Raw genomic sequence first — 19,803 nt, forward strand, 5'->3', positions numbered from 1 at the left:
TCTTCAGTAGGTTCAGACAGAATGGAGGCCCCTTATGAAACGCACAGGCACCGCTAAATGGAGTGGTTCGCTTAAAGACGGCAGCGGCACAGTGTCCACGCAGTCAGGCGTCCTCACCAACTCACCTTATTCGTTCAAAGGTCGCTTCGAAGACGAAGACGGCAAGACCGGAACCAATCCGGAAGAGCTGATTGGCGCGGCCCATGCCGGCTGTTTCACCATGCAGCTCTCGCACATGCTGGCAGAAGCAGGTCATCCGGCTGACATGCTGGAGACAACCGCAAACGTTTCGGTCGAGCCAGCCGATGGCGGCGGCTTCGAAATCACCAAAAGCCATTTGCAGCTTTCGGCACGCGTTCCAGGCATCGACAATGACGAGTTTATGAAGCTCGCGAACACAGCGAAATCCGGCTGCCCTGTATCAAAGGCGCTGGCCGGCACAGAGATTTCCATGGAAGCCAAGCTTCACGACTAAGCAGACAACAAAAAAGGCGCCTCTGGGGGGCGCCTTTTTCTTATCCGTGAACGGTGCGGAGCTTAGTATTCTCGCATTGGCTCTTCTTCCATCTCACCTTCGAGTTCCGGCTCATGCGCGTCATGCTCAGCATGATCGCCATGTTCGATGTGCTCACGATGGATAATTACCCGCGCCTCGCCATCAAGCTCGATATCCAGATCGCGCTCCAGCTCTTCCAGATCGATAATGCCTGCCAGGCCTTCCTCATCCAGCAGAGCCTGCAGCTCCTCAAGACCTGAAAGATCAATCTCTACGCCTTCAAGTTCGGCAATCCGTGCGATCTCGTCGGTATCGATTTCCTGAACGACGATAACGGCACGAGCCGCCTCACGCACAGCGGCGCGCGCTTCATCGCGGGCACGTGCGATTTCGATGCGGATATGCTCGCGGTCGGCAAGTTCCATCGCCTGCGCACGTGAGATATGCGCCTCGATTTCCATTTCTTCGATTTCGGACAGACGTTCCATTGTCCGCTCGATAATCTCCTGGATCTCTTCGTCAGACATATCCACGTCAACATTTTCGACCCAGCGATGCTCGCGAACTTCAATCTCGCCATCTTCAAGCGATCCAAGCTCGGTCCGGTTCACCGTAATGACACGGACTTCCTCGCCTTCGTCGCTGATGAAGACATTATCATTCACGCCAGTGACGACAGCTTCAGAGTTGAACTCGTCAGCCGAAATCTGGCCATCATCATTCGTATCGAGGATTTCAAATACAGCACTGTCGTTTGCAGAAATTTCGCCCGCGGTGAGAACACCGTCGGAATTGCGGTCAAGCCGCTCAAAAGCTTCGTCAGAAGCTGCGGATGGCATAGCGAGCAACATCGCGCTGCTGGCCGCGACTGCGCCGGCAGTTGCCAGCGACTTTCTAAGATTACGCTTCATAAGGGTCACAACGTCCTTCATCTGGAATTGGCGTTGTGACTGCCGGTCGTGCTCGTCGAGGAAACCCTCAATGCCTGCGCGCAGAGCTTCACTCGCGGTGAGGCCTTCTTTTCTGCATGCTTCCATGAAAGCGATTTTCTGCGAGTAAGAGAGTCTTACCTCGAGACTTTCACTCTTTTTTTCTTCACGCATAGCGCACTGCCTTTCGGGTTCACGACCATTCAGTCACGCGATCAACGGACCAGTAATTCACGTAAAAGAGAAACGAACTCACGTCTGGATGCCAGAAAAAACGTGTCCGGACACCTGAAATATCGGTCATTTTAGCCCTGGCGGCCTACCACTTAATGCCCATTTTCTGCTTCGCCCATTCGGCGAAATCAGCTGGCTGATCATAAGCGCGTTCATCCAGAGAGCCAAAGGCAAGAAGTATCTGTTCCGCCGTTTCAAGGCGAACGCCTTTCGGCGGGGCCTGCCCTTCCAGCCAATAGGACGCGTTGTTCATATCCTGGCTCGGATCGACGACAAACATGACGCGCGTGCCACCATTGCCTTCTTCATCACGGCCAAAAACAAGACCGTAAATCGTCTCACGTCCCCACATGCCACGACTGATCTGCTGCACTTTACCATCAAGCAGAACCTCGTCATGAGACATATGACGCCGCCATTGCAGAATGTGCATGTCATTCCCGTTGACGATCTTGATGTCGATTTTCCAATGCGCCATGCGCACGAGCGTTGTGTCCATGAAACCCTCCAGCATTTATCGAAAAGCAATATTACTGTTTTTCGATAAAGTCAAGCCATCAGCTTTTGTCCGGACAAAGTCCGGGCGCTAGCTGATCCAGCCGAATGCGAGCGGAGAGGCCAGAACGAGCACAATCGCGAGGACGATCCGGTAAAGCACGAAAGGCAGAAAGCTTATCTTCTCAAGCAGCTTCATCAGCGCCCAGATGGAGAAGATACCAGAGAGGAATGAGAGCGCAGCCACGATCAGACCGTCGCTTAGGTTCGCTGCCCCTGTCGTCTCTGCCGTCAGCAGCTCCAAAATCGCATAGGCACCTGTAGCCGCAAGGATTGGCGCACCGATCAGCATTGAGAACCGCGCGGCCTCTGTACGCTTATAACCAAACCAGCGCGCCGCCGTCATGGTGATGCCGGACCGGCTTGTGCCAGGAAGGAGCGCCGCAATCGCCTGCGTCGCGCCGATGAGCACTGCATGCATCACGCCCATCTCATCCATGGACTTTTCATTGCCGCCGCGCGTATCGGCCCACCAGAGTGCAATACCAAAGACCAGCGTTGTCGCCGCGACCGTGAGCGGCCCGCGAAGACCATCTTTAAGCTCGTCACCCGCCAGAATCTCAAACCCGCCAACAACGGCCAGAGTAATCGGCATGGATAGAAGAATGAGCATGGCAAGGCGCGCGTTTGAAGAAAGCGCTTTACGGGTGGCCGCAGCACCAACCAGCTCGAACCCGCCGCCAATTGCCCGGCCTACATCCTTCCAGAAATAGAGAAGCACGGCGAACAACGTTCCAAGATGCGCCATCGCATTGATCAGAAGTTCATCATGCGCGCCAAATCCGAAATAACTTGAGGCCAGAAGCACGTGTCCGGACGAGGAAATCGGCAGCCACTCGGTAATTCCCTGCAGAAGTGATATAAGTATGATCTGCATTAGCGACATAGCGTGCGTCCCGTCCCACGTTTCCGACGCGTTCTGGCATATCTGACTTCTGCAGAATCGACTAGCTGATCGCCCGATTTTTTAGATTAAAATCATTTTGATATATATTAATCCTATGCAAACCGGTCGCAATTCCTGAAACGTGCGTTATTCCCGCTATATAGATATCATATTGATACATAATATAGATTCTTCGCTTGCTAAGGCTATTTCTCAGAGATATGTTTCGGCCAAATTCAGGAGAAGCCCATGTCGACACGAATGCTCAAATTCGTTTCGACCGAGCAGGAGCGCCCGGTAAAACGGAGCGCTGAAGACCGGTCGGATGATTTCCACGAAATCTATCGTGAGTTCATCGAAGCTAAAGCCGAAGAACAGTCTGGCCGCTGTTCACAATGCGGCGTGCCTTTCTGTCAGGAACACTGCCCGTTGGGGAACAATATTCCGGACTGGCTGATGCTCACGGCAAACGGTCGCCTTGAAGAAGCCTATCAGGTCTCTTCTGCGACGAACAACATGCCGGAAATCTGTGGCCGCATTTGCCCGCAGGACCGTCTGTGTGAAGGCAGCTGCACGACCGAGCAATCAGGTCATGGTGCAATCACAATCGGCGCTGTTGAGAAATACATCACCGACACGGCGTGGGAAAACGGCTGGATCAAACCGATCACACCGCCGCGCGAGCGTGCGCAAAGCGTTGGCATTATCGGTGCGGGTCCGGGCGGCCTTGCTGCGGCTGAACAGCTGCGCCGCAAAGGCTATAAGGTCACGGTCTATGACCGTTATGACCGCGTCGGTGGCCTTCTGGTGTACGGTATTCCGGGCTTTAAGCTTGAAAAAGAGGTGGTTCAACGCCGCGCTGACTATCTGGAAGCGTCCGGTGTTGAGTTCGTACTGAACTGCAATGTCGGCGAAGACATTTCCTTCCAGGACCTGCGCGCCAAGCACAGCTCCGTTCTGATCGCGACAGGCGTTTATAAAGCCAAGTCACTGAATGCTCCGGGCGCTGGCGCCGAAGGCGTCTACCCTGCGCTTGAGTATCTGACGACATCCAACAAGCAGAACCTTGGTGACGCTGTTCCGGATTATGACAGCGGCAAGCTGAACGCTAAAGGCAAGAAAGTCGTCGTCATTGGCGGCGGCGACACAGCTATGGACTGCGTTCGTACAGCGATCCGTCAGGGCGCAAGCTCTGTGACGTGTCTCTACCGTCGTAACCGCGAAAACATGCCGGGCTCCCAGCGTGAAGTCGCGAACGCGGAAGAAGAAGGCGTCACATTCGAGTGGCTGGCTGCGCCGCGCGCGGTCATCGACAATGGTGGCAAGGCATCAGCCGTTCGCGCTGTTCGCATGCGCCTCGGTCTGCCGGACGCATCAGGCCGTCAGGCACCTGAAGAAGTACCGGGCTCTGACTTCGATATTGAAGCTGACATGGTTATTCAGGCACTCGGCTTTGATCCGGAAGACCTGCCGATCCTCTTCAACGAGAACCAGCTCACCGTGAACCGTTGGGGCGCTGTCCGCGTCGATTACTCCACCATGATGACGAGCATGGATGGCGTATTCGCTGTTGGCGACATTGTCCGCGGTGCATCGCTTGTCGTCTGGGCCGTCAAAGAAGGCCGCGACGCAGCTGAGTCCATTCACGAATACCTGCTCGCTTGCGCGACAGATCGCCCTGTAGCGGCGGAGTAAGATCATGACTGATTACACAAAAACATATCTCGAGAACCGTCAGAAGCTCATCGACGCGCACGCTTATGATCCACGTGATGAAAGCGATGCCTGCGGCGTAGGCCTCATCGTTGCTCTGGACGGCCAGCCACGTCGTGAAATCGTCGAAAAAGGCGTTCGCGCGCTGAAAGCGGTTTACCACCGCGGCGCGGTCGATGCTGACGGCAAGACAGGTGACGGCGCGGGTATCCGCGTGGACGTCCCGCAGGACTTCTTCAAAGAACAGGTTGCGCGCACAGGTCACGATCCAAGCCGCGCGCCTATCTGCGTCGGCCAGATCTTCCTGCCGCGTACAGACCTGTCTGCTCAGGAAGCTGCCCGTACAATCGTGGAAGCAGAAATCCTGAAATACGGTTTCTACATTTATGGTTGGCGTCAGCCGCCTATCGATCCGAGCATTATCGGTCAGAAGGCGAATGATACACGTCCGGAAATCGAGCAAGTCCTCTTCTATGACGCGCAGGACCGCTCCCGCGCTGATCTGGAGCGTGCGCTTTATATCTGCCGTCGCCGTATCGAGCGCCGCGCACGTGAAGCGGCTATTCCAAGCTTCTATGTCTGCTCACTGTCTCAGCGGAACCTGATCTATAAAGGCATGTTCCTCGCGGAAGACATCGACAACTTCTATCCGGACCTCAAAGACGAGCGTTTCGTTTCTGCTGTCTGCATTTACCACCAGCGCTACTCCACCAACACCTTCCCGCAATGGTGGCTGGCTCAGCCATTCCGCATGCTGGCGCACAATGGTGAGATCAACACGGTTCGCGGCAACGAGAACTGGATGAAGTCACATGAAATCCGCATGGTTGCTGATGCGTTTGAAGGTCACGAGAACGACCTCAAGCCTGTTATCTCAGCTGGCGCATCTGACTCCGCGTCTCTCGATGCTGTCTTCGAAATGCTGGTTAAGGCTGGCCGCTCTGCGCCTATGGCCAAAGCGCTTCTCATGCCGGAAGCCTGGTCGAAGCGTGACAGCGTCATGGCTGACGAGCACGCAGCGCTCTATTCTTACGCTAACTCCGTGATGGAGCCATGGGACGGCCCTGCTGCGATCGCAGCCTTTGACGGCCGCTGGGCGATTGCTGGCCTTGACCGGAACGGTCTGCGCCCGATGCGCTACGCCCTCACACGTGACAACATTCTGGCTGTCGGCTCTGAATCCGGTATGTGCCCGCTTGACGAAGAAGAGATCGTCAAGAAAGGCCGTGTCCGTCCAGGCGGCATGATTGCTGCCGATATTGAAGAGCACAAATTCTACGAGCACAAAGAGATCGTCTCCAAGCTCGCGGCTAAGCACCCGTATCTGGAATGGCTTGAAAACGTCAAAGAACTCGAGCCAATGATCGGCCCGGGTGAAGAACCTGTATCCTATGGCGCGGACGAACTGCGTCGCCGCAAGCTCGCTGCCGGCTTCACCATGGAAGATATGGAACTCATCCTCGCGCCTATGGTGGAAGATGGTAAAGAAGCTATCGGCTCTATGGGTGATGACGCGCCGCCGGCGGTCATTTCCGACACATATCGTCCGCTGTCTCACTTCTTCCGTCAGAACTTCTCTCAGGTGACAAACCCGCCAATCGACCCGCTTCGGGAAGATCGCGTCATGTCCCTGAAGACACGCTTCAAAAACCTCGGCAACATTCTGGCCTCCGACGCGACACAAACCGATGTGTTCGTTCTGGAAAGCCCGGTTCTGTCGAACGGCATGTATAAGCGCTTCCGCGAGATGATGGGCGACCGCGTTTGCGAGATCGACTGTACATTCGCGCCGCCTCGGGCAAATGCCTACACGGGTGACAGCCTGCGTGCCTGCCTCGACCGCATCCAGCAGGAAGCTGAAGACGCAGTACGTTCCGGCCATGAGCACATCGTCCTCACCGACGAATTCCAGGGGCAGGACAAAATCGCTGCGCCAATGATCCTCGCAGCCAGCGCGGTTCAGTCTCACCTTGTGAAGCAAGGCCTGCGCTCTTTCTGCTCGATCACTGTCCGCTCGGCGGAGTGTCTCGACACGCACTATTTCGCAGTGCTCGTCGGCTGTGGCGCGACATGCGTCAACGCTTACCTTGCTCAGGATTGTATCGCAGAACGCCACGCCAAAGGCCTGTTCGGCGACCTGTCTCTGAACGAGTGTGTGCGCCGCCAGAAAGCGTCTATTGAAGGCGGTCTTCTGAAGATCCTCTCCAAAATGGGTATCTCGGTCATCTCGTCTTATCGTGGCGGTTACAACTTCGAAGCGCTGGGCCTGTCCCGCGCGCTCGTGGCTGAATACTTCCCGGGCATGACAAGCCGTATCTCCGGTATTGGTCTTGGCGGTCTTGAGAAGAAAGCCATCGAAATCCACAACAAGGCTTATGATGAAGACGTCATCTCCCTGCCGATTGGTGGTTTCTACCGCATCCGTCGCAATGGCGAGCGTCACGCGCTTGATGGCAAGCTGATCCACCAGCTCCAGTCGGCGTGCGACACAGGCTCTTATGCCCGCTATAAGACATTCTCTCAGGCGCTGCGCGATCAGGACCCGATCCAGCTGCGTGATCTTCTGGACTTCAAACCGGCAGAACGCTCTGTTCCGCTCGACGAGGTTCAGTCCATCAACGAAATCCGCAAGCGCTTCCTGACGCCTGGCATGTCGCTTGGTGCGCTCTCTCCGGAAGCACACGGCGCGCTCAACATCGCTATGAACCGTATCGGCGCAAAGTCGGTGTCCGGTGAAGGCGGCGAGGACCGCGACCGCTACAAGCCGCTTCCAAACGGTGACAATCCGAACTCTGCAGTGAAGCAGGTTGCCTCCGGTCGCTTCGGTGTCACCGCTGAATACCTGAACCAGTGCCGCGAGATCGAGATCAAAGTCGCTCAGGGCGCTAAACCGGGTGAAGGTGGCCAGCTTCCGGGCTTCAAAGTCACCGAGATGATTGCACGTTTCCGGAATTCTACGCCGGGCGTGACACTGATCTCACCTCCACCGCACCACGACATTTACTCGATCGAGGACCTTGCTCAGCTCATTTATGACCTGAAGCAGATCAACCCGATCGCACGTGTCTGCGTGAAGCTGGTGGCCCGTTCTGGCGTCGGCACAATTGCAGCCGGCGTGGCGAAAGCGAAAGCAGACGTCATTCTGATCGCTGGCAATAATGGTGGCACAGGCGCCTCCCCTCAGACGTCGATCAAATTCGCAGGTCTGCCGTGGGAAATGGGTCTGGCTGAAGCACACCAGGTTCTGTCACTCAACAATCTGCGCGATCAGGTCACCCTGCGTACAGATGGTGGCCTGCGCACGGGCCGTGACATTGTCATGGCGGCTATGCTGGGCGCTGAGGAATACGGCATTGGTACGCTCTCGCTCGTCGCGATGGGCTGTATCATGGTTCGCCAGTGTCACTCCAACACCTGCCCTGTCGGCGTATGTACACAGCGCGACGACCTTCGCGAGAAGTTCACCGGCACACCGGACAAGGTTGTGAACCTGATGAGCTTCATCGCTGAAGAAGTCCGTGAAATCCTCGCTGACCTCGGCTTCACAAGCCTTGATGAAGTGATCGGCCGCACAGACCTCCTGTCTCAGGTGTCTCGCGGCGCGGCTCACCTTGATGACCTCGACCTGAACCCGCTTCTGGTCAAAGTCGAGCAGGACAAGCCGATCAGCTACAAGCCAAACCACCGCAACGAAGTAGCCGAAACGCTCGATCACCAGATCCTGCGTGACGCGCAGCCATTCTTCGAACGCGGCGAGAAAATGCAGCTGGCTTACGGCGTGAAGAACGTGATGCGCGCCATCGGCACGCGTGCGTCTTCGGAAATCGTTCGCCAGTTCGGCAATGATGCGATCCCGGCAAACCGCCTCTGGATTTCACTTCGCGGTTCTGCGGGTCAGTCGCTTGGCGCATTCGCCGTCAAAGGCCTCACCCTCGAAGTCACCGGTGATTCCAACGACTATGTCGGCAAGGGCCTTTCCGGCGCGACCATCATTCTGAAACCGTTCTCACACCTCGCGACAGAGGCTGCGACGAACACCATTATCGGCAATACCTGCCTTTACGGTGCAACGTCAGGCAACCTCTTTGCAGCAGGTCAGGCGGCAGAACGTTTCGCGGTTCGCAACTCCGGCGCAACAGCTGTCATTGAAGGCTGCGGCTCTAACGGCTGTGAGTATATGACGGGCGGTAAAGTCGCGATCCTCGGTGAAGTTGGCGACAACTTCGGCGCGGGTATGTCTGGCGGCATGGCGTTCATCTACGATCCGGACAACAATTTCGCGAACGTTGTGAACCCGGATTCAGTCGGCTGGTACCGTGTTCAGTCTTCTCACTGGGAAGGCGTTCTCAAGAAGATGATCCAGAACCATTTGAAGCGCACGGACTCGCGTCGCGCCATGACCATTCTCGATCAGTGGGAAACAGAGCTGCCACACTTCTGGCAGATCGTTCCTCACGAGATGAAAGACCGTCTGGATCAACCGATTTCAGAGACTGCGGCAGCCTGACGAACCTCCGGCTGACTGCACCCTCCGGCGAGCCCCAATATTTCGCCGGACCCTTGAGTAGAGTGCCCTTACCCCGGCTCTGTTTGCCCACAGAGCCGGGGTTTTCATTTCCCATCCATTACACTGCAAAAAGCCCCGGAAGAGCGAACTCATCCGGGGCTTTTGAAAGACATTACGTCTTATGAGGTGCTGGCTTTATGCGGCAGCTTTCTCATTCACGCCTGTTTCGGCGATCATTGTCATGCGCTTGTCGCCACCCATCGTGTCGTCAAGACACTTATAAAGGGCACGGGCCTCATTCTGTTTACCGAGGCGGCGGGCAAAGGCTGCACTTGAGCCGTAACCGGCCATCGCATAGTGCGCCATGCGTTGGTACTGGGTGATGATCACCGCGTCCTGCACTTCACTGTTTTCGAAGTCCGCTTCAATGCCATGGGCTTTTGCCTCTTTTACGAGACCTTCCATGCCTTTGCAGAACTCGCCCTTCGGGTCGGCATTATAGCTTTTCAGAATATCCGCGACGATTTCCTTACCGTCCTGAATACCTTTTACGCCATCGTTCAGCGCCTGTTTCAGGTTCGCGTCCGTTGCGTGTTCCGCCAGCTTGCGCGTTGCTTTTTCGGCCTGATTGTTCGCGCTGTAAATGTCCTGAAGCTGGTCGATATATACGTCTTTCAGTGTTGCAAGAGCCATGGGTGTCTCTCCTTTCAATTGGCGGGCACGATCATCGCGCCTCTTCAACAAATCAACGGAAAGCCCCCGCTCCATGTTCCGAAAAAATTCGGTGCGTGCTAGAAATCTTCTATGACACTGGATGAGTATAACGCCTTCTGCGACAGCCTTCCGCACACCACACATGTGGTGCAATGGGGCGGTTCTCATGTCTGGAAAATCGGCGGAAAGGTGTTTGCAATTGGCGGCGCAGATGCGCAAAACACGCTCGATCGGTGCTCGTTTAAAATTTCCCGCATGGGCTTTGATATTCTGAAGGAACAGCCCGGCCTGCAGGGCGCGCCGCATCTGGCCTCACGCGGCATGAGCTGGATTCAGCGCACAACCGACGAGACCATGTCAGACGAGGAGCTCCTCAGCTATATACGCGACAGCTATACGATTGTTGGGCGCGGCCTGACGAAGAAGCTGCAGCGTGAGCTGGGCCTGCTGATCGAATGATTATCCTCATAAAAGCCACACTTTCACCGCTACAACAGGCCGATCAGAAGGCTTGGGAAGATGCCCATCCTGATTATGGCTAGTCCGCTCTTTCATGGACGCTCAATTACATGACATATCATATACTTAAGTCACTCTGCCTTGCTCTCGCGCTTACGCCTGTTGCGGCCTGCGCAGAGGACGCGCCGTCGCATTGCGCACGCGAAACCGTTTATGACGCGCCTTTCGTCATTTGCCGGTTTGATCAGAGCGCGGACATCCGCCTGTTCCTCACCGCGCCCGACGGCGAACCGTATGGCCATTTTGAACGGCTTGAGGAAGCACTCAATGCAGAGGGCAAGACGCTCGCCTTCGCGATGAATGGCGGCATGTATCACGAAGATCGCACGCCGGTTGGCCTTTACATTGAGGATGGCGAACAGGCCCAACAGCTGATGACCCGCGAAGGGCCGGGCAATTTCGGAATGCTGCCGAATGGCGTTTTCTATATAGACGCGTCCGGCGCGCACGTTCTGGAAAGCCTCGCCTACCGCACGCTTGCGCCCGAAGCGTTATACGCCACCCAATCAGGCCCTATGCTGATCATTGATGGCGAATATCACCCCTCGCTAAACCCTGCAGGCACGTCGCTCAAACGGCGTAACGGTGTCGGCGTCAACGAAGAGACCGACGAAGTCGTTTTCGTAATCTCCGACACCTTCGTGAACTTTCACACCTTTGCCCGCGTTTTCCGCGACCATTTAGCCATGCCTAATGCGTTATACCTTGATGGGACAATTTCGCGTGTTTACGCGCCGGAACTGACCCGTAACGAGCAAGGCCTTCGCATGGGGCCAATCATTGGCGTGTTGGAGCCGCAAGACGAATGAAAACCTTCCGGACCGTGGTAGCAGGCCTGATCATCGTCTTTTCGAACGTCAGCGGTCATGCGTTTGCGGAGTCATTCACTCTGGAGTTCGATGTCGACGGCACAAGCCGCAACGCCATTATCCAGATGCCAGAGGGCGCAGGTGACGGCCCATATCCGCTCATCATGATCTTCCACGGTGGCGGTGGATCTGCCCACCGCATGCAACGCGTATCTGAGGATTTTGCGCGCAGCCTCAATTACGGTGGTTACGTCGTCGCTTTCATGAACGGAACAGCCCGACGCAACACACGTAATCTGCGCACATGGAATGCTGATCATTGTTGCGCCTATGCCGCCGATGAACACATTGATGACGCCGCTTATGTGAATGCCGTCTACGCAGCACTGACTGCGCGAACCCCGATCATCGAAGACGAAATATATCTGTTCGGGCACTCTAATGGCGCGATGCTGTCATACCGGATCGCCTCCGACCTCAGCTTCACGCCCGATGCTCTGGTCATCGTCTCCGGAGCCATGTTCGAGGACCAGCCTACCCTGCCTCGCGGAACCAGCATTCTGGCGATACATACACGCGATGACGAAACCCTGAGCTTTAGCGGCGATGGTGACCGTTCCGCCCGCCACCGCACCGCACCCATCCTCGCCTTTGACGACGTGAGAGACAGGCTCGAAGCTATGCAATCCTGCGGTGACCGAGAAACAAACACCCAGCTGAACGCCACACTCATCACCGGCGCGGCCTGCGAAAATGGCGGACGTGTTGTGACGCTCGTCTCTGATGAAGGCGGACATGCATGGCCGAAAGATCTGCCGGGCGTTCACCTCGACGGTTTCATACTGGGTTTCCTGCGCGGCGAGCGTGGCAGCGTTCCACAATAGCCCTGTTTCCCCTTACCAGCCCCCGTGCTAACGCGGGCAGACTAAAGAGGACAGGCATGACAGATACGATCACGATTGGCAGCCGCTTTAACGGACCGCCGGGCTCCGGAAATGGCGGTTACTCTGGCGGGCTGCTGGCCAAAGAGATCCAAGCCTCCGGCGCTGTGCTCGTTCAACTGCGCGCGCCGCCTCCGCTCGATACGCCGCTGAGCGTCATAACGTCAGATGATGGTCTTGATGCCACACTCGGCGAGACGCTCATTATCAAAGCCCGCCCGGCTGATCCTCTGAACGCCGCGCCCGAAGCGCCCGCCCAAAGCCTTGCCGCGAAAGGCCCTGAAACTTTCAACTCGGCTGAAGAACATGTCTTTCCGGCCTGTTTCGTCTGCGGCCCTCTGCGCGAACCGGGCGACGGGCTCTGCCTCTTTACCGGCCGACTTGAAGGCTATGACGGCGTTGGCGATCTCTGGACGCCGGACGAAAGCTTCTGCGATGAGACAGGTCGCGTGCGCGCCGAATTTCTCTGGGCGGCGCTGGATTGCCCGGGCGCCTTTGCCATTGGCAATCAGGAGAACCCGATGGTGCTCGGTCAGATGACCACGTAGATTCATGAGCGCCCGAACGCTGGTGAGACACTCACCGTTGCCGGCTGGCTGAACTTCCATGACGGGCGCAAACATGGCGCAGGCACAGCCATCTATCGCGCCGACGGCACATGCGTCGCCCAGTCCGAGCAGATATGGATTGAACTGAAGCCCAAAACCGCCTGATTGCAGCCAGTCGCGCTCAGAAAAGGCTTTCGCCAGACGCCCATTCTCCGTAAAGAGGGGCAAATCCCACCTGCCAATACAGGGGCACTCAGATGAAATTCTTTGTCGACACAGCTGAAATTGACGAAATCAAAGCCCTTCTGGAAACCGGCCTTCTGAACGGCGTCACGACCAACCCGTCGCTGATCGCCAAATCCGGCCGCAACATTCTCGAAGTTCTGAAAGAGATCTGCGCACTGGTTCCGGGTCCTGTTTCCGGCGAGGTCACAACGACTGTCGCTGCAGACATGATCGCCGAAGGCAAGAAGCTCGCAGAGATTGCTGACAATCTCGTCGTGAAACTGCCACTTACATTTGACGGCATCAAAGCCTGCTACGCGCTGAGCCAGGAAGGCATCAAGACGAACGTCACGCTGTGCTTCTCTTCGGCGCAGGCGCTTCTGGCTGCAAAGGCTGGCGCGACATACATCTCACCATTCGTGGGTCGTCTTGATGACATCGCACAAGACGGCATGGGTCTCATCGCTGACATTTGTCAGGTCTACTCCATGTACCCGGACATCCACACAGAGGTTCTGGTCGCGTCCATCCGTAACCCGATCCACCTGATGGAAGCTGCGAAAATGGGCGCTGATGTTGCAACCATTCCGCCAAAAGTTATTCACCAGCTCTTCAAGCACCCGCTGACAGATGCCGGTCTTGAGGCGTTCATGAAAGACGTTGCGTCCACCAAGCAATCAATTCTGTGACACGTCACACAAATTGAACAGAATAAAAGCGCAGGCCTCACGGTCTGCGCTTTTTCGTTATCTAATCAACGCAGAGCGTAGCGCCGACCTGTCCATTCTCAACGGTCGCATAGCAACCGAACGGGCTGGTCGTCATCTGGCACGTTCCTGTCATCGAGCCTTCCGGCAGCATGTTGCTTCCCGCAATATCTGCGCGGCACTGGCCCTCACACTCTGAACTGTCAAAGCACGGCTCACCGGCATCCGGATAAGGGTAGACGCACTGATACCATCCGCGCATACCGTCGCGCACATAATCACCGCCTGCGTCCCGGCAGGTTTCCGCATTCGCCGCCACAAAAGCTTCTGTTGCTTCGACCTGCGGGCGTTCAGCCACCGGAACCTCGGTCGCACAGGCCGCGAGCAGCACGCCAGATGTGATGATGATCAGATTTCGCATCGTTTATCCCCCTTGTTTCAGGTCAAGCATGCGCCCCGTGGGGACTATCGGCAACAAAAAAGGGCGCCAGCACAGGCGCCCTCTTCCAAATGGAGCTGTCAGATCAGCCTTCAGATGCAGCGATCTTGCCGCCTGATGCACTGAGCATCAGCTCAATCAGCGCCTGCGTGACTTCAGGTTCCAGCCCCTCGGTATGGCCTTTATCGAGGCGAATAACGTCTGCCACCACGCGTCCGTCATCACAGTCTGGATAGTTGAAGACTTCTGCTGTTCCCGGTCCCGGCATCAGACCCCAGACAGGGTTCGGATTGGCCTGCGCCTGCGAGTCGAACACATACCCGCCAAGCGTATCGACGATGTCCTCTTCGCGAACGCGCGCATCACAGCCAAGTTGATCGGCCCAGCTGGATGTATCCGGCAGTTCGACGATCTCAAGCTCGCCGGTTGTGTAGATATGGCTGAACTCGCACTGAGGCAGAACTTCCGGCGGATATTCACGTGGCGGACGCGGCCCCGTTTCACCACGGCTCGGGCGGTAGAAGTTCGGCGAGATCTGCGCGCGGCTGATCCGGCCACCCGACAGGCTGAGAAGACCATCCACCTTGTCCTCAAAGAATGGCGTGCAGACGATGCGGCGCGATGTCATTCCGCCCTGGGAGTGACCGGCCAGCCAGAAGGCATCAATATTCTCTGCGCCAATCTCGTCGATCAGATTGGTGACAATGCCCTGCAGATGTTCGTCATCGACTTCGGCCCAGCGCTGCGGCGGCGCATTCGGGGTCGCGACAACAAGATTATACTCGTCCACATAATCGGCGATCGGGAAGTAATGACGCTGCCAGTTCCCAAAGGAGCCTCCACCATGGAGGTTCAACACGACCGTTACGGGTTCGCCTTCGCGCAAATCGCATGAGTAATCGAGATAATAATTCCGGCCTGTTTCAGGGTTCACGGCAGGCCCCTGTTCGATGACGAGCGCGCCGCAATCCTCACCGCGCACGCAGCGGTCCACCGGTGGCGGCGTGCAAGCTGCAGCACTGAGCGTGAGCGGCGCAGCAGGCGGCGTTGTCTCACAAGCGGCGAGCGCAAACAGCGCACCGCATATCCCTGCGACACTCGCAGTAGATCGTTTGATGTTCATGATATTCTCCCTATTCACCCCATTATTTTTTCAGGGTTATCGGAAGGAACTCATGAGAGTCCGCTACAGTCAATATGACTGCTAAATTTGTTTAGTTTTTACAGCGCGGCGCTTCCCAACATCCGCTGCCCGCTCTAGCGTGGCGGATGGAACGGGGGACAGAGAATGAGCGCAGAGTTTGCCAGCCGGAAGTTGAACCGGAAGCTACAGAAGAAACTAAAGCCCGGCGAAACCGTGCTCTGGACAGATGAAAACTGCCGCGCAGCGCTGGATCTTCAGATCTTCTATTTGGTCTATTCGGCCATAGGCGCTGCCGTGGTTTACCTCGCGGTCTTCTACATGCCCTCCCATCTGATGTTCGACATCTTCCGCGACACCAATCCCTTCTCCTTCGTCTACTATATCTGGGCGACGGTGGTCACGCTGGCCGCCTTCGGCATGCCGGCCTTTGCCTTCCTCCAATCGTTCAGCTTCGCTTACGCAATAACAAGTGAGCGCTTACTTATTATGAACACATTTCCGCCCTCACTCTGCCGAACCATGCCGCCAGAAGAGATTCAGTTCGTGAAGGTTTCTGCAAACGGGACGCGCGGCAGCATCAAGCTGAGACGGCCTCAGCTGGTTCACATGTTCCGCAAGTATCGCGGGCACTGGAACTTCCTGATGCCGCGCAGGCTGATGAACATCACGAATGTTGAAACGGCGGCCGACCACCTCAACGCGCTGATGAACAGGCGTTGATGGCCGCTCCAATGTGAGGACAAAAAGGGGACGAAACATGACTTTCTCACTGTGGATTCAGGATCTCGATTACAACAATGTCGTGGACCAGCCGGTTGAATCGGCAAGCCCGGCCATCTCGCTCCTGAACGAATATGACTGGCCACCGCATCTTCAGAAATTCGAAGCTTCCGGCGGCATTCAGGGCGAGGCCTGCCCGCCTGTTCTGGGCGTGACCGACCAGACAACCGAGAGCTGGATCACCCTCCTCCCGAAGACGGACGGCAGCTATCACATCAGCTGGAACATGATCAGCGATGGTGGCGCCAATGCCGCGACGGGTGACCGCCAGGGCGTTGGCCATGCAGATGCCGAATTTGCCATTCGCTGCTTTATGGCGCGCGACACAGACTGGCTGCGCGAGCACATCTGACCGGCCATCTTCTGCTTGCAAACCGCCTGTTTTACGGTTCCACTAAGCGCAAAACAGGCGTTTAAGCGACAGGGGCCAGATGCCAGAACACTCAGTCACTGACGGCACGGAGAACGAACTGCCCGTAAAGGCGGTAAAACTGCTTCAAAGCATGATGCTGCCTGAAGAGCAGCTGATCTGGTCCGGCCAGCCCGCCCGCATCAAAAAGGCGCCGATCATCATCATGATCGTCTGCGCGCTGGTCGTCCTATTGATGCAAATTCCGGTGATTATGGATGATCCTGAAAGTCTGCCGATCGTGCTCGGGAGCTTTGGCGTTGTGATTGCGATTGCCGCCGTCAGCCTGTTTTTCATCATCCGAGGTCAGTTTCGCAATACCTGGTATCTCGTGACGACCAATCGCGCCATCGCCTTCATCCCGATGCTGGTTATTTGGGGGAACGCGTTTCAGTACCTGATTGGCCCGAATTCCTCGATTGAACTGAACGAGCGAAACGAGGTCGGCGACATCGTCATCCGCTCACCTGATTACTACACAAACACTCATAAACCGGGGCGCTTTTTGCGATTGTCCAGCGTCGCTGCACCGCGGGACGTGCAGTACAAAATCGCCTGGGTGATCGCTGCCAAGCGGCAGGCTGACGGGACGACCTCTCTTTAAGTTTTACGGATTTCCTTAACCGGAGCGCCAGCCTCCATTGCTAAACTGCAGGTGGAGGGACGCTTATGCTCATCACACCCAAGAACATAACCCATGTCATCATCATGGCGGCCTGCGTATTCGGCATGGCCTTTTTCGTGTTCCTCTGGGCCGTTGAAGACCGAAGCGCCGGTGAGACCAGCTATTTCTTCGGGCTGATCGCCGCTTTTGCCTTCGGAGCGATCTCACCGTTCAAAGCGGGCGCATGGATTGGCCGGATGATCATTGCATTCAGCCTGTTCGGGCCGACCATTCTGATCCTTGTGTTCCATACGGGTCCCGTCAGCCACTTTGACCTCTGGCCAGCTTTTGTCGTCGGCGGGCTGATGGCCAATTCCCACTATATCGAGAACACCATCCGGTTTGTCATGGACATGCAGCGCAAGTTTGCGCGCTAGGCATCAGAACGCGGAAACATCTGCCTGCGGCGCGCCGTCAGCATGGGCCAGAGGCGTTCAAGGTCCGGCTCTTCCAGCCCGAACAGATCACGCAGCACGGTTCTCATCTCATCGACCGATTCAATGATACGCGGCGCGTCCTTACTGCCCGGATGATTGGTTTCGAGCACCTGACCACGCAGCGTGTGATAGGACCGCCCACGCCTGATCTTCGCCGTCATCGTCTTGCGAAAGATCGAGTTCGGGTCTTCCACCTGCACATCGTGCTGGCGCTGCAGAAGCGCGTTATCAGCTGGCTCGGCGCGAAAGTCATAACTCATGGCAGAGCGCCAGCCGCCCTCATGCATACGCCAGTATCCATCCCCCGCATCCAAGAGAGCCATGCGTAGCGGACGATGCAGCGTTTCGGCTTCCTCCAGCGCAATGGCTGAAATCTGCGAGCCGCCAAAGCCGACATCCACCAGATAGTCGCGGTCCAGCGACACCATCAGGCAAAGGTGGTTTCCAAGCGCGACATCGCCCATTTTCTTGCGCCGCACACCGCCAGACAGTCGTGTCACCTCAAAACCGATTTCGCTGAGCACCCATTCAAACAGCGTGTTCATTTCAAAACACCAGCCGCCCTGTTTGCGCGTGACGATCTCGTCATAGGCGGCCTCAAGCGACCACTCGACAGTGCGTTCGGCATAGATATCGAGATTTTCGAACGGCACCGCCCGCACATGTGCCTCAATCAGCCCGTTCAGCGTCTCAAGATCGACACGCAGCGGCGCGCTATAGCTGATACGGTTGAGGTAATCGGTGAGGTTCATACCCGCCTTGTGGAGCAGTTACATAGCTACGGCAAGCGCTCGGAAGTCGCTTACGCATAAGCGTAAAATCAAGCGTCATCAAAGCCCTTTACAGACACCACACGCACAATTAGCAATTTAAGTCGGAGCGAAATGCACAAAAAGGGCAACGCATGGACAGCGAGAATGTGACACAGACTTTTCTCTGGAGTCAGGATCAGAACGATCGTGTTTCAATCGTGCCCTTCGCCATGCGCTTTATTCTAAAGCTCACTTTCTCGGCGATGTTAACGACGCTTATCATCATCGTTATATACGGATCGAACTTTCGCTGGACCGATGCTTTCATTTATCTCTGGCTTGTTATCTTTGCACTTTTCTCTGTCGGTCGTGAGTTAATTAAGTCCAAGGCCGACTCATTTTTTCTTGCCAGAGGACAACTGATTGTCATCAACAAGAAGTCAGGCCAGCAAATCGATATTTTCCCGGGCGACATCAAAATAGTCAGGCTCATGCGCGTGGGTAAGCCTGTGATCCTTATCAATCGGACCCCGTCGGGTCACAAACGAATCGGCAAGGCGCTACGCCGACCGCTTCTTATCTTCCCTGACGGCGACGCAATCCAGATTGCCAATACCATAGCCGATGCGCTTGGCACTACTGTCAGGCGCACAAAAAGAACATCCTGATATAAAAGTCCGGCGCACGCAGTCGGCGCAAATGCTCTACTACCGCGGCGATGACTAAAACTCCCACCTGCGACAAGGGCGCACCTTATAAAGTCTGACCTTTAAGGTATGGTACCGGAGTCGATTTGGGGAACGAAGCGTTGAAACTCTTCATCTGGGTGGGGCATCCACGCGAAACGTCTTTCTGTCACGCACTGGCAGATGCTTACGCCGAGGGCGCGGCCGAGCGAGGCGCCGACATCCGCCGGATGAACCTCCACGATATGTCGTTCGATCCGGATCTCACCTTTGGCTACACGCAGCGCAAAACACTGGAGCCCTGCCTTGAAGAATGGCGTGAAACGCTCCTATGGACCGACCATATGCTGTGGGTATATCCGCAATGGTGGGGCGGCATGCCTGCCAAGATGAAAGGCGTTCTGGACCGCGCCTTTCTGCCCGGCTTTGCCATGAATTATCATGAGAATGATCCCTGGTGGGACAAGCTGCTCACAGGGCGCACAGCCGACGTGATGATCACCGCCGATGCACCAGCCTTCTTCGACCGGCTCGCCTATGGCTCACCCGCACAGCATCAGGTAAAAAACCTCGTCCTGAAGTTTTCCGGCATCAAGCCGCTTCAGGTCAAACAAATGGGCACAGTGAAGTCCGCTAAGCCGGAGAAGCTCACACGCTGGATCAATGAAGCCAGAGCACGAGGCGCAAAGATCGCCGGCTAGCGAGCCGT

At 56.2% G+C, this 19,803-nt stretch carries 21 protein-coding genes; 14 read left to right on the top strand and 7 right to left on the bottom strand.

All coding sequences use genetic code 11. The annotated features are described in order from the left end of the window. Positions 1–34: 34 nt before the first annotated feature. A complete protein-coding gene (locus P1U45_RS02105; RefSeq protein WP_293607792.1) occupies positions 35–475 on the top strand; it encodes an OsmC family protein in 441 nt (146 codons plus the stop codon). A 62-nt stretch (positions 476–537) separates the two neighbouring features. On the opposite strand, the gene P1U45_RS02110 is transcribed toward P1U45_RS02105, so the two are convergent. The 3 genes from P1U45_RS02110 to P1U45_RS02120 form a co-directional block, all read right to left on the bottom strand. Continuing rightward, positions 538–1,533, bottom strand: a complete 996-nt coding sequence (locus P1U45_RS02110) for a hypothetical protein (protein ID WP_301057274.1) — start codon at positions 1,531–1,533, stop codon at positions 538–540. A gap of 211 nt (positions 1,534–1,744) precedes the next feature. After that, entirely contained in the window at positions 1,745–2,158 is a 414-nt protein-coding gene (locus P1U45_RS02115) for a hypothetical protein (protein WP_301057275.1), read from the bottom strand. An 87-nt stretch (positions 2,159–2,245) separates the two neighbouring features. Beyond that, positions 2,246–3,100, bottom strand: a complete 855-nt coding sequence (locus P1U45_RS02120) for an undecaprenyl-diphosphate phosphatase (RefSeq protein WP_301057276.1) — start codon at positions 3,098–3,100, stop codon at positions 2,246–2,248. Positions 3,101–3,349: 249 nt separating this feature from the next. On the opposite strand from P1U45_RS02120, the gene P1U45_RS02125 reads away from it, so the two are divergent. After that, positions 3,350–4,795, top strand: coding sequence for an NAD(P)-dependent oxidoreductase (locus P1U45_RS02125; protein WP_301057277.1), 1,446 nt, complete (start codon positions 3,350–3,352; stop codon positions 4,793–4,795). Between the two features lie 4 nt (positions 4,796–4,799). Further along, positions 4,800–9,320 carry a glutamate synthase large subunit gene (gene gltB / locus P1U45_RS02130; protein WP_301057278.1) on the top strand — a complete coding sequence of 1,507 codons (4,521 nt, stop codon included), beginning with the start codon at positions 4,800–4,802 and terminating at the stop codon, positions 9,318–9,320. Positions 9,321–9,515: 195 nt separating this feature from the next. Here the strand turns inward: gltB and P1U45_RS02135 are convergent, their stop codons facing one another. Further along, positions 9,516–10,013 (bottom strand): DUF892 family protein, encoded by a 498-nt coding sequence (locus P1U45_RS02135; protein ID WP_301057279.1) that lies wholly within the window; start codon positions 10,011–10,013, stop codon positions 9,516–9,518. A gap of 111 nt (positions 10,014–10,124) precedes the next feature. Here P1U45_RS02135 and P1U45_RS02140 point away from each other — a divergent pair, with 111 nt between their 5' ends. The 5 genes from P1U45_RS02140 (at position 10,125) to fsa (ending at position 13,765) form a co-directional block, all read left to right on the top strand. Further along, positions 10,125–10,493 carry an MmcQ/YjbR family DNA-binding protein gene (locus P1U45_RS02140; RefSeq protein WP_301057280.1) on the top strand — a complete coding sequence of 123 codons (369 nt, stop codon included), beginning with the start codon at positions 10,125–10,127 and terminating at the stop codon, positions 10,491–10,493. A gap of 110 nt (positions 10,494–10,603) precedes the next feature. Beyond that, complete coding sequence (locus P1U45_RS02145) at positions 10,604–11,362, top strand: phosphodiester glycosidase family protein (protein WP_301057281.1); 759 nt, start codon at positions 10,604–10,606, stop codon at positions 11,360–11,362. Beyond that, positions 11,359–12,246 (top strand): hypothetical protein, encoded by an 888-nt coding sequence (locus tag P1U45_RS02150; RefSeq protein ID WP_301057282.1) that lies wholly within the window; start codon positions 11,359–11,361, stop codon positions 12,244–12,246. Before P1U45_RS02145 ends, P1U45_RS02150 begins: the two co-directional genes overlap by 4 nt. 56 nt (positions 12,247–12,302) lie before the next feature. Beyond that, complete coding sequence (locus P1U45_RS02155; protein ID WP_301057283.1) at positions 12,303–12,851, top strand: hypothetical protein; 549 nt, start codon at positions 12,303–12,305, stop codon at positions 12,849–12,851. Positions 12,852–13,108: 257 nt separating this feature from the next. Next, positions 13,109–13,765: a fructose-6-phosphate aldolase gene (fsa, locus tag P1U45_RS02160; protein WP_301057284.1), complete on the top strand. Its 657-nt coding sequence runs from the start codon at positions 13,109–13,111 to the stop codon at positions 13,763–13,765. A gap of 61 nt (positions 13,766–13,826) precedes the next feature. On the opposite strand, the gene P1U45_RS02165 is transcribed toward fsa, so the two are convergent. After that, the gene (locus P1U45_RS02165) at positions 13,827–14,204 is read right to left on the bottom strand and encodes a hypothetical protein (RefSeq protein WP_301057285.1); all 378 of its coding nucleotides are present in this window, start codon (positions 14,202–14,204) and stop codon (positions 13,827–13,829) included. Positions 14,205–14,307: 103 nt separating this feature from the next. Beyond that, positions 14,308–15,345: an alpha/beta hydrolase gene (locus P1U45_RS02170; protein ID WP_301057286.1), complete on the bottom strand. Its 1,038-nt coding sequence runs from the start codon at positions 15,343–15,345 to the stop codon at positions 14,308–14,310. 165 nt (positions 15,346–15,510) lie between these two features. On the opposite strand from P1U45_RS02170, the gene P1U45_RS02175 reads away from it, so the two are divergent. The 4 genes from P1U45_RS02175 (at position 15,511) to P1U45_RS02190 (ending at position 17,596) form a co-directional block, all read left to right on the top strand. After that, positions 15,511–16,086 (top strand): hypothetical protein, encoded by a 576-nt coding sequence (locus P1U45_RS02175; protein ID WP_301057287.1) that lies wholly within the window; start codon positions 15,511–15,513, stop codon positions 16,084–16,086. A 37-nt stretch (positions 16,087–16,123) separates the two neighbouring features. After that, positions 16,124–16,498 carry a hypothetical protein gene (locus P1U45_RS02180; RefSeq protein WP_301057288.1) on the top strand — a complete coding sequence of 125 codons (375 nt, stop codon included), beginning with the start codon at positions 16,124–16,126 and terminating at the stop codon, positions 16,496–16,498. A gap of 79 nt (positions 16,499–16,577) precedes the next feature. Further along, positions 16,578–17,159, top strand: coding sequence for a hypothetical protein (locus P1U45_RS02185; protein ID WP_301057289.1), 582 nt, complete (start codon positions 16,578–16,580; stop codon positions 17,157–17,159). Positions 17,160–17,224: 65 nt separating this feature from the next. Continuing rightward, complete coding sequence (locus tag P1U45_RS02190; RefSeq protein ID WP_301057290.1) at positions 17,225–17,596, top strand: hypothetical protein; 372 nt, start codon at positions 17,225–17,227, stop codon at positions 17,594–17,596. Here the strand turns inward: P1U45_RS02190 and P1U45_RS02195 are convergent. Further along, positions 17,593–18,408: an arylamine N-acetyltransferase gene (locus P1U45_RS02195; RefSeq protein WP_301057291.1), complete on the bottom strand. Its 816-nt coding sequence runs from the start codon at positions 18,406–18,408 to the stop codon at positions 17,593–17,595. The genes P1U45_RS02190 and P1U45_RS02195 overlap by 4 nt on opposite strands. Positions 18,409–18,560: 152 nt before the next feature. Between P1U45_RS02195 and P1U45_RS02200 the strand changes: the two genes are divergently transcribed. Next, positions 18,561–19,076 carry a hypothetical protein gene (locus P1U45_RS02200; protein ID WP_301057292.1) on the top strand — a complete coding sequence of 172 codons (516 nt, stop codon included), beginning with the start codon at positions 18,561–18,563 and terminating at the stop codon, positions 19,074–19,076. Between the two features lie 140 nt (positions 19,077–19,216). Next, a complete protein-coding gene (locus P1U45_RS02205; RefSeq protein ID WP_301057293.1) occupies positions 19,217–19,795 on the top strand; it encodes an NAD(P)H-dependent oxidoreductase in 579 nt (192 codons plus the stop codon). The last annotated feature ends 8 nt before the right edge of the window (positions 19,796–19,803 follow it).

This window comes from Ponticaulis sp., assembly GCF_029210165.1.
Taxonomy (GTDB): domain Bacteria; phylum Pseudomonadota; class Alphaproteobacteria; order Caulobacterales; family Hyphomonadaceae; genus Ponticaulis.